Origin of the sequence: Geomonas silvestris (genome assembly GCF_014193515.1) — a bacterium.
Taxonomy (GTDB): domain Bacteria; phylum Desulfobacterota; class Desulfuromonadia; order Geobacterales; family Geobacteraceae; genus Geomonas; species Geomonas silvestris.
On record NZ_BLXX01000002.1, the window covers coordinates 546,848 to 559,903 of the forward strand.

Below are 13,056 nucleotides of genomic sequence, written 5' to 3' on the forward strand. Positions count from 1 at the left end.
CAGAGACCAGATAACACACACCGTTTCCTTGTCAATGAGAATTTCAATCCGAAATGGGAGCGGCAACGCCCGAGCCGACGGACTTAAGTGCTAATAAATACGTTGTTTTTGTGCAAAGGACGATTTTGTGCAGATCTGTGCCAATTAGCTTTGATTAATTGACAAGAAATAATCGTTGAGTATGTTTAGTAATGCTTTTGAGCGGGAGGCGGCTCGGCGCCAGCCGGGTGCGGGGGAGGATCACGATGGAACAAACCACCTGGCAGTTTGACCTGGGAGCGACAGCGCTCCCTGATGGCTCAGGAACCAGGTTCAGGGTGTGGGCACCCAAGGTGGACAGCGTGGCGGTGCATGTGGTCTCGGGGAAGGGTGCGGGAACCTTCCCCATGCAGAAAGAGGAGCGCGGCTACTACTCGGTAACCATTCCGGGAGTGGTGGATGGCGACCGTTACTTCCTCAGGCCCGGCAACGGTGAGCTGCGGCCGGATCCGGTATCCCGCTACCAGCCGGGCGGTGTCGACGATGCCTCGCAGGTGGTCGACCCGAAACTCTTCTGCTGGCAGGACGAAGGGTGGAGCGGGATCCCGCTCGAGAAGTACGTGATCTACGAGCTGCACGTCGGCACCTTCACAAAGGAAGGGACCTTCGCCGCGGTCATTCCGCATCTCGACTACCTGGTCGAGTTGGGAGTCTCCGCGATCGAGATCATGCCGGTTTCCCAGTTCGGCGGGGACCGGGGTTGGGGGTACGACGGGGTCGGCCACTACGCTCCCCACAACGCCTACGGCGGCCCCGACGGGCTGAAACAGCTGATCAACGCCTGCCACCGCAAGGGGCTCGCCTTCATCCTCGACGTGGTCTACAACCACCTGGGCCCCGAGGGAAACCATGTCGGCGATTTTGGGCACTACTTCACCGAGCGCTACCACACCCCCTGGGGACGCGCGCTGAACTTCGACGGGGCCGGGAGCGATGCGGTTCGCGAGTACTTCATCGGCAACGCGCTCTACTGGCTGGACGAGTTCCACGTGGACGCCCTGCGCATGGACGCCGTGGACTGGATCCTCGACAACCGGGCCCAGCACTTTCTGCAGCAGGTCGCCGAGGAAGTACACCGCTACCGCGTCAAGCAGCAGCGCCAGATCCATCTCTTCGCCGAAAACGACACCAACGACATGAGGCTGATAAATCCGATGCAGTACGGGGGGTACGGGCTGGACGCGCAGTGGTGCGACAACTTCCACCATGCCCTGCGGGCGCTGCTTACCGGCGAGACGACCGGCTACTATGAAGACTTCGGGCAGTTCAACCACCTCCTGAAGGCGTACACGGACGGCTACGTCTACACCGGTGAATATTCCCACTACCGGCAGCGTGGTCACGGTGGCCCGGTGGGCGACCGCCGCACCTCGCAGTTCGTGGTGTTCTGCCAGAACCACGACCAGGTGGGCAACCGCAAGTGCGGCGACCGCCTGAGCGCCGTCCAGACCCTGGACCGGCTGTTGCTCGCCGCGGCCGTGGTGCACCTGTCGCCCTACCTGCCGCTCATCTTCATGGGAGAGGAGTACGGGGAGCGGGCCCCCTTCCACTATTTCGTAGGCTTTTCCGACCAGGAGCTTCTGGCGGCGATCCGACGCGGGAAACACGAGGAACACGCTTCCGGGATCTGCGAGGGAGATATTCCCGACCCGGCTGCGGAACAGACCTTCCTGGAATGCAAGATCGACGTGAGCCTGCCGCGCGAGGGTGAACAGGCACTGATCCAGGAGTTCTACCGCCTGCTGCTGGGACTCAGGAAAAAACTGTCTGCGTTCCGGGTCTTCGAGCGCAGCCGCATGGAGATCACCGGCCTTCCCCAACAAAAGGTCCTGATTTTCAGGCGCGACGGGGACGAGGACTCGCTGGTGAGCATCTTCAGTTTCAGTAACCTCCAGGAGCAGATCGACCCGAGGCTGAGCGCCGGCAGCTGGGAGAAGCTGCTCGACTCATCGGCACGTCACTGGCGTGGGCCCGGCGAGGCCGCACCCGCGACCCTCAAGATCGCCCAAAATGAAAGCCCCCCCTCCATCACGATCAACCCCTTCAGCGCGCTGGTCTACGCCAGCAACAGATAACGGAGGCAACCATGGCACAGGAGCGCTACATCTGCGTGCACGGACACTTCTATCAACCGCCCCGGGAAAACCCCTGGCTGGAAGCGGTGGAGATCCAGGATTCGGCGGCACCCTACCACGACTGGAACGAGCGGATCACCGCGGAGTGCTACGCCTCGAACTCGGCCTCGCGGGTACTGGACGGCGAGGGGAGGGTGATGGATATCGTCAGTAACTACGCGAAGATGAGCTTCAACTTCGGGCCCACGGTGCTCTCCTGGATGGAGCACGGGGCGCCTGACGTCTACCAGGCGATCCTCGATGCCGACCGCCAGAGCCTCGAGTGGCGCTCCGGGCATGGTGCAGCCATCGCCCAGGTCTACAATCACATCATCATGCCGCTTGCCAACCGCCGCGACAAGGTCACCTCAGTCATCTGGGGGGTGAAGGACTTCGAGTTCCGCTTCAAGCGCAAACCCGAGGCGATGTGGCTCGCCGAGACGGCGGTGGACCTGGAGTCGCTGGAGATCATGGCGGAAAAGGGGTTGAAGTACGCCCTCCTGGCCCCGCACCAGGCGGCGCGCTACCGCAGGATCGGCGACCCCGACTGGATCGAGGCGGCGGTCGACCCCTCGCGCCCCTACCGCTGCACGCTCCCCTCCGGGCGCAGCATCGACCTGTTCTTCTACGACGGCCCGATCTCCCAGGCGATCGCCTTCCAGAACCTGCTCTCCTCGGGGGACGTACTGGCGGAGCGGCTCATGGGAGGCTTTTCCGAGGACCGCGAGGGGGCGCAACTGGTGCATATCGCCACCGACGGCGAGACCTACGGCCACCATCAGAAGTTCGGGGACATGGCGCTCGCCTCGGCGTTGGCCAAGATCGAATCGAACGACATGGCCCGCATCACCAACTACGGCGAGTTCCTCGAGCTGCACCCCCCCACCTGGGAGGCCGAGATACACGAGCGGACCTCCTGGAGCTGCGCCCACGGGGTGGAGCGCTGGAACAACGACTGTGGCTGCAACTCGGGCGGGCACGGCGATTGGAACCAGCAGTGGCGCGCCCCCTTGCGCGCGGCGCTCGACTGGCTGCGCGACCGCTTGGCCGTTGCCTTCGAGCAGAAGGGCGCCTCCTTCTTCAAGGACCCCTGGCAGGCGCGCGACGCGTACATCGAGGTGATCCTGGACCGCGACATGGAAAATGCCGAGCGTTTCCTGGCGGCCCACTCCCTGCGCCCGCTCGATGCGGGGGAGAAGATCAGCGCCCTGAAGCTTTTGGAGATGCAGCGCCACGCCCTGCTCATGTACACAAGCTGCGGCTGGTTCTTTGACGAACTCTCGGGACTGGAGACGGTACAGGTCATCGAGTACGCCTCGCGGGCCATCCAGCTCTCCCAGGGGATCGTCGAGCAGGGTGTGGAGGAGGCGTTTTTGAAGCGGCTGCAGTCGGCCAAGTGCAACGTGAAGGAGCACGAGGACGGAGCCTGGATCTACAAAAACTTCGTGCTCCCCACCCGGCTCGACCTGGTGAAGGTCGGGGCGCACTACGCCTTCAGCTCGCTCTTCGAGGAGTACGAGGAGCACGCCAACATCTTCTGCTACGCGGTCGGCAAGGAGGACTACCGCAGGATCGTCACGGACGACGCCTCGATCGCCATGGGGAGGATCCACGTCGCCTCGGAGATTACCGAGGAGTCGCAGACCATGACCTTCTGCGTGGTGCGCATCGGCAGCCACGATTTCAAGGGGGGCGTGGTGGCGGTAGGGCAGGACCCGGAGGCCTACAACCAGATGAAGGAGGAGATGAGCACCGCCTTCGACAAGGGGCTCTACACCGAGCTCATCCTCCTGATGGACAAGCACTTCGGCACCCACAGTTACTCGCTCTCCAATCTCTTCTGGGACGAGCGGCGCAAGATAATCAACCTGATCATCACCGAGAACATGGCGCAGAGCCTGGCGAACTACGAAACCCTCTACGAGCACGGCAGGCCGCTCATGGAGTTCATCCAGGACACCGGCATGCCCATGCCCAGGGTGTTCTTCGTGGCAGCCGAGCCGGCCTTGAACGACCTCTTGAAGAACGCCCTGACCCAGGAGGCGGTCGACGAGGATGCGGTGCGCAGGATCATCGACCAGATCAGGAAGTGGCAGGTCCAGATCGACGTCACCAATACCGAGTACTTCATCCGCCAGCACATGGAGAAGCTCACCCATGCCATGGTGGAAAACCCGCAGAACGTGGAGCTCATCACGAAGATCGACAAGCTGATGGGGCTGATCCGCTCGGTCCCGCTCGATATCGTGCTCTGGAAGGTGCAAAACGACTACTACGTGCTCGCGAAGACCGTGTACCCGGAGTTCCTGAAACGGGAGCGCGACGGAGAGGCCGGTGCCGGCATCTGGCTGGAAGTATTCAGGAAGCTGGGAGAGAGCTTCCGCTTCAACCTCGGCACAGTCCTGCCGGCCGAGTAGCGGGGAAACCATGAGACAGCGCGCCTTGCCCAAGCCGCGGATACCGTCCGCCACCTACCGGCTGCAGTTCAACGCCCAGTTCAGCTTCGACCAGGCCCGGGAGATCGTAGGGTACCTCTCCGAGCTGGGGATCAGCGACCTCTACGCCTCGTCGTACCTGCAGGCCAAGCCCGGGAGCATCCACGGCTACGACGTTGTGAACCAGACGCTTTTGAACCGCGAGGTGGGGGGCGAGCAGAGCTACCAGGCGCTCATGGACGAGCTCAAGCGGCACGGCATGGGGCACATCCTCGACTTCGTCCCCAACCACATGTGCGTCGAGAGCGAGGAGAACCTCTGGTGGATGGACGTCCTGGAGAACGGGCCGAGCTCTCTTAATGCCCACTTCTTCGACATCGACTGGGCGCCGGTGAAAAAGGAGCTGACCGACAAGGTGCTGCTCCCCTTTCTGGGGGACCAGTATGGCAGGGTGCTGGAGCGTGGCGAGCTGAAGCTCAGCTACCGGGAAGGGGCCTTCAGCATCGATTACTACGGGATGCACATCCCCATCGAGCCCAAGTCGACCCTGGAGATCCTCTCTTTGAACCAGGAACGGCTCCAGGAGCAGTTCTCCGACGACGCCCCGGCCCTTTTGGAGTACTTCAGCATCGTCACCTCACTGCTGCACCTCCCGGTAGCGACGGAGCGGGACCCGGAGCTCAAGGAGGAGCGTCACCGCGAGAAGGAGATCATCAAGAAGAGGCTGGACCGGCTCTGCCGCGAAGAGCCCAGGGTGGCCCGCCACCTCGAGGAGAGCATCGCGGTCTTCAACGGCACGCTGGGGGACCGGCACAGCTTCGACCTGCTGGACCGGCTGCTGCAGAACCAGTGCTACCGGCTCTCCTTCTGGCGGGTCGCCACCGAGGAGATCAACTACCGGCGCTTCTTCGACATCAATGCCCTTGCCGCCATCAGGATGGAGGATCCCGCCGTCTTCAACCAGACCCACCAGCTCCTTTTCCGGCTGATCCGGGAGGGGAAGGTGACCGGGGTGCGCATCGACCACGTGGACGGGCTCTACGACCCCCTGGGGTACCTGGAAAAGCTGCAGGAGAGCTGCTTCAAGGAGCTGGCCGGGGAACAGGCTGACTACCGGGGCACCGTGGAAGAAAATCCGGGCTACCGCCCGTTCTACGTCGCCGTCGAGAAGATCCTGATGAAGGGGGAGCAGCTCCCCAAGGAGTGGCCGGTCTTCGGGAGCACCGGCTACGACTTCCTGAACCAGGTTAACGGTATCTTCGTGGATGCCGAGCAGGGGAAGGCCTTCGAGCGCATCTACGACCATTTCCTGGGGTATCACTCTGACTTCACCGAGCTTATGTACGAAAAGAAGAAGCTGGTCCTGCAGGTCTCCCTCTCCGGGGAGGCCAACATGCTGGGGCACCGGCTGAACAACATCTCGGAGCGCGACCGGCTCACCCGGGATTTCACCCTGAACAGCCTGGTGCGCGTGATCTCCGAGGTGATCGCCTGTTTCCCGGTGTACCGGACCTACGTGGTTCCCGGTACGGTGCGGGAGCGCGATGTCCAGTACATCGAGGCGGCGGTCGGCAAGGCCCAGCGCAAGAATCCGGCGCTGAACGCCTCGATCTTCGAGTTCCTGCGCGACGTGCTGCTCCTCAGATTTCCGGAGACCGCCGACGAAGCCGACCGCGTCGCCTGGCTCGACTTCGCCATGCATTTCCAGCAGATCACCGGGCCGGTGATGGCCAAGGGGCTCGAGGACACCACCTTCTACGTCTACAACCGCCTCGCCTCGCTGAACGAGGTGGGGGGGATGCCGGGGCGCTTCGGCACCACGCTCGCGGCGTTCCACGGCCAGAGCATGGAGCGGCTCAAGAACACTCCCCACGCCATGATCACCACCGCGACCCACGATACCAAGCGAGGCGAGGATGTGAGAACGCGCATCGACGCCCTCTCCGAGATGCCCGACGAGTGGGAGGAGACGCTCAAGCGCTGGAGCCGGCTCAACCGCGACAAGGAGGTCCAGGTCGAGGGACAGCGGATCCCCACCCACCACAAGGAGTACCTGCTCTACCAGACGCTGTTGGGGGCCTGGCCTTTGGGTGAGATGGACCCGCAGCAGTACGAGAGCTTCCTGGGGAGGATCCGCGAGTACCTCATCAAGGCCTCCCGGGAAGCGAAGACCCACACCAGCTGGATCAGCCCGAACCAGCCCTACGAGGAGGCGCTCCTGCGCTTCGTGGACGCCATCCTCGCCCGGGGCGGCCCCAACGAGTTCCTCGACGACTTCATCCCGTTCCAGAAGCGGATCGCCCGCTTCGGCCTCTTCAACTCGCTCTCCCAGCTGCTCCTCAAGATGGTGTCCCCAGGGTGTCCCGACTTCTACCAGGGGACGGAGCTTTGGGACTTAACGCTGGTGGATCCCGACAACCGCCGGCCGGTGGACTACCAGGTGCGGCTCAAGGCTCTGGCCGGGCTCAAGGCGCGCGAGCGCGACCTGGGGCCCCGGGAGCTGGTGCGCCAGCTGGTGGAGAGCCGGGAGAACGGCTGGATCAAGCTGTACACCATCTACCGGGTGCTCAACTTCCGCAAGGCCAACCGCGAGACCCTCGAGTTCGGCGAGTACCTGCCGCTGGAGGCCCAGGGGGCCCGCGCAGGGAACATCTGCGCCTTCCTGCGCCGCGGCGCGGGGAAAACCGTTGTGGCAGCGGTCCCCAGGATGCTCTCCTCCCTGGCCCCCGAGCCGGGCCAGCTGCCGCTTGGCGAGGTCTGGCTGGATAGCCTGCTGGTGCTCGACGGTGCGGCGGGGCACTACCGCAACGTGATAACGGACGAGGAACTTGAGACCGTGGACCACGCCGGCAGGACCGCGTTATCCCTGGCCCAGCTCTTCGCCACCGCGCCTGTTGCCTTGCTGGAAAAGAGGTAGCCGGGCGGGTGGGGCGGGAAGTGCGCCCCATGTGAAATCGAAGGTTCAAGCTGCACAGCGATGGGGGGAAGGGCGCCGGAGTCGCCGGGCTTTCCCGCAGCACCGTCGGGGCGTTGGATGATCTCCTGGAAGTGACCGTGGAAAAAGGATAGAGGTACGCCATGGAAGGAAGGGAACGCGTCGTCATCGAATCCATCACCCCGCAGATCGACTGCGGGCGCTACCCGGTGAAGCGGGTGGTTGGAGACGAGCTGGTGGTCGAGGCGGACATCTTCAGCGACGGCCACGACGAGGTCGCCGGGGTCCTGCTCTACCGGCAGCAGCACGAGAAGGGGTGGCAGGAGGTCCCGCTCAGCCGGCTGGAGAACGACCGCTGGCAGGGGAGCTTCACCCTCTCTGAGCTCGGCTCCTACCACTACACCATCCTGGGCTGGGTCGACCACTTCCTGACCTGGCAGAAGGACCTCAAGAAGCGGCACGCTGCGGGACAGGATATCGCCGTCGACATCCTGATCGGGGTGCAGCACATAGAGAGGGCCGCCGAGCTCGCCGGTCCCGAACTGGCCGAGAAGCTGCACGAAACCGCTCAGGCGCTCGCCCACGCCCCGAACCGCCAGCGCGCCGTCGCCATCGGCCTCGCCCCCCAGCTCTCTACAACTATCAGCGGCTGCTGCGCCCGCGACTTGGCGACCCGCTACCCCGACGAGTTGTGCGTGACGGTGGACCGGGAGCGGGCGGTGTTCAGCAGCTGGTACGAGCTCTTCCCCCGCTCCTGCGGCCGGGACAGGCGGCACGGCAGCTTCAAGGACGTCCAGTCCCTGCTCCCGGAGCTGGCCGAGCTCGGGTTCGATGTCCTCTACCTGCCGCCAATCCACCCGATCGGGATGACCAAGCGCAAGGGGAGGGCGAACGCGGCCAACGCCGAGCCGGGGGATCCGGGGAGCCCCTGGGCCATCGGCTCCCCCGAGGGGGGGCACAAGGCGGTGCACCCGGAGCTGGGGACCCTTGAAGAGTTCCGGGAACTGGTGCGCGAGGCGGGGAAAAAGGGGATGGAGATCGCCCTCGACATCGCCTTCCAGTGCTCGCCGGACCACCCCTACCTGGCGGAGCACCCGGAGTGGTTCCTCTGGCGGCCGGACGGCACGGTGCAGTACGCGGAGAATCCCCCCAAGAAGTACCAGGACATCGTCCCCTTCAACTTCGAAACTGCCTCCTGGCGTGAGCTCTGGGAGGAGCTCAGAAGCGTGCTCTTTTTCTGGATGGACCAGGGGGTGCGCATCTTCCGGGTGGACAACCCGCACACCAAGCCGTTTCCGCTGTGGGAGTGGCTGATCCGGGAGGCGAAGCAGCGCTCGCCGGAGGTGCTCTTCCTGGCCGAGGCCTTCACCCGGCAAAAACTCATGTTCCGCCTGGCGAAGCTCGGCTTCGACCAGTCCTATACCTACTTCACCTGGCGCAACAGCAAGCAGGAGCTGGTCGATTACCTGGAAGAGCTGACCCGCGGCGCGGCCCGCGAGTTCCTGCGCCCCAACTTCTGGCCCAACACCCCGGACATCCTGAACCAGTACCTGCAGGTCGGCGGGCGCCCCGCCTTCATCGTCAGGCTGGTGCTCGCCGCCACCCTCTCCTCGAACTACGGCATCTACGGCCCGGTGTACGATCTCTGCCTCGCCGCGGCGGAACCGGCCAGCGAAGAGTACCAGCACGCCGAAAAATACCAGCTCCAGGAATGGGACCGGGACGCGCCGGGGAACCTCAAGGCGGTAATCGCTGCCCTGAACCGGGTGCGCCGCGAGAATCCCGCCCTGCAGCGCACCAACAACGTCGCCTTCTACCCGGCCGAGGACGACGGCGTGCTCTTCTACGGCAAGAGCACCCCGGACGGCTCCAACACGGTGCTCGGCCTCGTGAACCTGGATCCCTTCCACGCGAAGCAGGTGCGCATCCAGGTCCCGCTCGAGGAACTGGGGATCAAGCCGGGGCAGTCCTACCTGGTGCAGGACCTGTTAAACGGCGACCACTTCATCTGGCAGGGGGCCTGGAACAGCATCCTGCTCGACCCCGCCCAGACCCCGGCGCGGCTCTTCCGGATCAGGAGCTGGCTGCGCCGCGAGCGGGACTTCGATTACTACCTGTAAGAAAGGACCTGGACATGCCGACACGAGGCGAACGCAACCCCCTTTGGTTCAAGGACGCCATCATCTACGAGGTGCACGTCAGGAGCTTCTGCGACAGTAACGGCGACGGGATCGGCGACTTTCGGGGGCTTTTGAGCAAGCTCCCCTACCTGCGCGACCTGGGGGTGACGGCGATCTGGGTGCTCCCCTTCTACCCCTCCCCCTTGCGCGACGACGGCTACGACATCGCGGACTACCGCGGCATCCACCCCGACTACGGGACGCTGCGCGACTTCCAGGATTTCCTGCGCGGCGCCCACCAGCTCGGGATGCGTGTCATCACCGAGCTCGTGCTGAACCACACCTCGGACCAGCACCCCTGGTTCCAAAAGGCGCGCCACGCCAAGCCCGGCTCCCCCTGGCGCGATTTTTACGTCTGGAGCGACACCCCGGACCGATACCCCGATGCGCGGATCATCTTCAAGGACTTCGAGACCTCCAACTGGTCCCGCGACCCGGTGGCGAAAGCGTACTTCTGGCACCGCTTCTACGCGCACCAGCCCGACCTCAACTTCGACAACCCCCGGGTGCACGACGCCCTGTTCCGGGTCATCGACTTCTGGCTCGGCATGGGGGTGGACGGCCTCAGGCTGGACGCCGTCCCCTACCTCTACGAGCGCGAGGGGACCAACTGTGAAAACCTCCCGGAGACCTATCAGTTCTTGAAGAAACTGCGCGCCTACCTGGACCAGAAGTACCCGGAGCGGATGCTTTTGGCCGAGGCGAACCAGTGGCCCGAGGATGCTGCCTCCTATTTCGGGGGGGGCGCCGCCTGCCAGATGGCCTTCCACTTCCCGCTCATGCCGCGCATGTTCATGGCGATCCAGATGGAGGACTCCTTTCCCATCATCAACATCCTGCAGCAGACCCCCACCATCCCCCAGGAGTGCCAGTGGGCCCTCTTTTTGCGCAACCACGACGAGCTGACCCTCGAGATGGTCACCGACGAGGAGCGCGACTACATGTACCGGATCTACGCCCGCGACCCGCGCGCCCGGATCAACCTGGGGATCAGGCGCCGGCTCGCGCCGCTCATGGGGGACGACCGGCAGAAGATCGAGCTCATGAACGTGCTCCTCTTCACGCTGCCGGGGACCCCGATCATCTACTACGGCGACGAGATCGGCATGGGGGACAACTACTACCTGGGCGACCGTAACGGGGTGCGCACCCCGATGCAGTGGAGCGCGGACCGCAATGCCGGCTTCTCCCCCTGCAACCCCCAAGGGCTCTACCTGCCGGTGATCATCGACCCCGAGTACCACTACGAGGCGATCAATGTCGAAAACCAGGCCAAGAACCCCTCCTCGCTTCTCTGGTGGATGAAGCGGCTCATCGACCTCAGGAAGCGCTACAAGGCGTTCGGCTGGGGGAGCGTGGAGTTCATCACCCTGGACAACCCGAAGATCCTGGTCATGCTGCGCAAGTTCGAGGAGCAGACCATCCTGGTGCTGGTGAACCTCTCCCGCTCCTCCCAGTACGTCCAGATCAACCACCCCCGCTTCACCGGGATGTACCCCGAGGACATGCTGGGGCGCACCAAGTTCCCGGCCATCAAGGATGCCCCCTACGTCGTCATCGCCGGGCCCTACGGCTACCACCTGATGCTTTTGACCCAGGGGGAGGAAAAGGTCGCGGCGGCGCGGGAACTGGCGGTACGCGGCAGCTGGGAGCAGGTCTTTAGCGGCGCGGCGCGGCGCCAGCTCGAGCAGGGGATACTCCCCGAGTACCTGAAGAAGTGCCGCTGGTTCCAGGGGAAAAGCCGCATCGTCACCCACGTCGCGATTACCGAGCAGATCCCCTTCGACCTGGACGGCTCGGCCGCGCTGCTCACCGTGCTGGAGGTGACCTACAGCGAAGGGAGTACCGAGAACTACCTCTTGCCGCTGCACTTCCTGCAGCTGGAGGGAGGCGGCGACTCTTTGGCGGGCGGGTTCCCCTGGGCGGTGGTCACCACGCTGACGGTCGACGAGAAGCCCGGAGTCCTCTACGACGCACTGGCCAACGGACAGTTCCGCCAACAGCTCCTGGCGCTGATAGCCCGCCGCAAGGCGCTGCGCACCGACAGCGGCAGGCTCTACGGCCGCCCCGCGCCGGGGTTCTCTACGCTTTTGGGAGAGCGCACCCTGCCGCTTGCCTCGCTGGTCGGCAAAGGAGAACAGAGCAACTCGGCCGTCCTCTACGACGACGCGTTCTTCCTGAAGATTTACCGCCGCATGGAGGAGGGGATCCATCCCGAGGTCGAGATCGGCAAGTTTCTGGCGAACCGCACCGAATTCGGACAGGCGGCACCCATGGCGGGCCTCCTGGAGTACCACCGCACCGGGAGGGAGCCGGTGACCCTCGCGCTCTTGCAGGGGTTCGTGGCGAGCCAGGGGGACGCCTGGACCTTCACCCTGGGAGAGGTGACCCAGTTCCTGGACCGGGTGCTCGCTCACCGGGACGAGGTCAAGACCCCCGAGCTGCCCGAAGGGGCCAGCCCCCCGGCTGGCGAGACCGCAGGGCTCGCGCCGGAACTCTTGGAGCTGATGCGCGGCTTCTATGCGGAGATGGTCGGGGTGCTCGGCAGGCGGACCGCTGAGTTTCACCTGGCGCTCGCCTCGCGTGGCGACGATCCGGCCTTCACGCCGGAGCCGTTCGGCCTGCTCTACCAGCGTTCGGTGTACCAGTCTATGCGCAGCCGGGCCAAAAAAACCCTGGACCTTTTGCGCCGCAACGTGACCCGGCTCGCCAAGGAGCACCGCGCCGACGCCCTGGGCCTGCTCGATCACGAACAGGAGATCCTGGCGGTGTTGCACCGCTTCACGGCGGAGAAGTTCCTCGCCATGAAAACCCGCACCCACGGCGACTATCACCTGGGGCAGGTCCTCTACACCGGCAAGGATTTCGTCATCATCGATTTCGAGGGGGAACCGGTGAAGTCCTTGACCGAGCGCCGTCTCAAGCAGTCGCCGCTGCGCGACGTCGCCGGCATGATGCGCTCCTTCTTCTACGCCCCGTACGCTGTCCTCATGCAGCGCAGCCAGATCCGCGCCGAGGACATCCCGTACCTGATCCCCTGGGCGGAGACCTGGTACCGCTACAACGCGGGAATTTTCCTGGCGGCCTACCTGAAAGAGGTGCAGGGGGCGGGGCTGATTCCGAAGGATCCCGCACAGGTCGACGTGATGCTGCAGACCTTCATGCTGGACAAGGCGGTGTACGAACTCGGCTACGAGCTCAACAACCGTCCGGACTGGGTCGCTATTCCGATCAAGGGGATCCTCGGGCTGCTGAATCCCGAAGGCGGAAAGCCCAAGGGGGAAGGTGCTGGAATGGCGGCCAAGGGGGGCGGTTCAACGGAAGGAACCATGTGAGCGGCTCCCGCCGCCAGG

The 13,056-nt window shown here is 64.3% G+C and carries 5 protein-coding genes; all 5 read left to right on the top strand.

The annotated features are described in order from the left end of the window. Positions 1-245: 245 nt before the first annotated feature. The 5 genes from treZ (at position 246) to treS (ending at position 13,038) form a co-directional block, all read left to right on the top strand. The gene (gene treZ / locus GMST_RS06065) at positions 246-2,114 is read left to right on the top strand and encodes a malto-oligosyltrehalose trehalohydrolase (protein WP_246399206.1); all 1,869 of its coding nucleotides are present in this window, start codon (positions 246-248) and stop codon (positions 2,112-2,114) included. Between the two features lie 11 nt (positions 2,115-2,125). Next, positions 2,126-4,570, top strand: a complete 2,445-nt coding sequence (locus GMST_RS06070; RefSeq protein WP_183353730.1) for a DUF3536 domain-containing protein — start codon at positions 2,126-2,128, stop codon at positions 4,568-4,570. 10 nt (positions 4,571-4,580) lie between these two features. Next, on the top strand, positions 4,581-7,505 hold the full coding sequence (treY, locus tag GMST_RS06075; protein WP_183353731.1) for a malto-oligosyltrehalose synthase: 2,925 nt from the start codon (positions 4,581-4,583) through the stop codon (positions 7,503-7,505). 161 nt (positions 7,506-7,666) lie between these two features. Next, a complete protein-coding gene (locus GMST_RS06080; RefSeq protein ID WP_183353732.1) occupies positions 7,667-9,643 on the top strand; it encodes an alpha-1,4-glucan--maltose-1-phosphate maltosyltransferase in 1,977 nt (658 codons plus the stop codon). Positions 9,644-9,657: 14 nt separating this feature from the next. Continuing rightward, the gene (treS, locus tag GMST_RS06085) at positions 9,658-13,038 is read left to right on the top strand and encodes a maltose alpha-D-glucosyltransferase (RefSeq protein ID WP_183353733.1); all 3,381 of its coding nucleotides are present in this window, start codon (positions 9,658-9,660) and stop codon (positions 13,036-13,038) included. The last annotated feature ends 18 nt before the right edge of the window (positions 13,039-13,056 follow it).

Excerpts from the sequence above, each read along its gene's own strand:
- treS (WP_183353733.1), top strand. The coding sequence starts at position 9,658 with ATGCCGACACGAGGCGAACGCAACCCCCTTTGGTTCAAGGACGCCATC.
- GMST_RS06080 (WP_183353732.1), top strand. The coding sequence starts at position 7,667 with ATGGAAGGAAGGGAACGCGTCGTCATCGAATCCATCACCCCGCAGATC.
- GMST_RS06070 (WP_183353730.1), top strand. The coding sequence starts at position 2,126 with ATGGCACAGGAGCGCTACATCTGCGTGCACGGACACTTCTATCAACCG.
- treZ (WP_246399206.1), top strand. The coding sequence starts at position 246 with ATGGAACAAACCACCTGGCAGTTTGACCTGGGAGCGACAGCGCTCCCT.
- treY (WP_183353731.1), top strand. The coding sequence starts at position 4,581 with ATGAGACAGCGCGCCTTGCCCAAGCCGCGGATACCGTCCGCCACCTAC.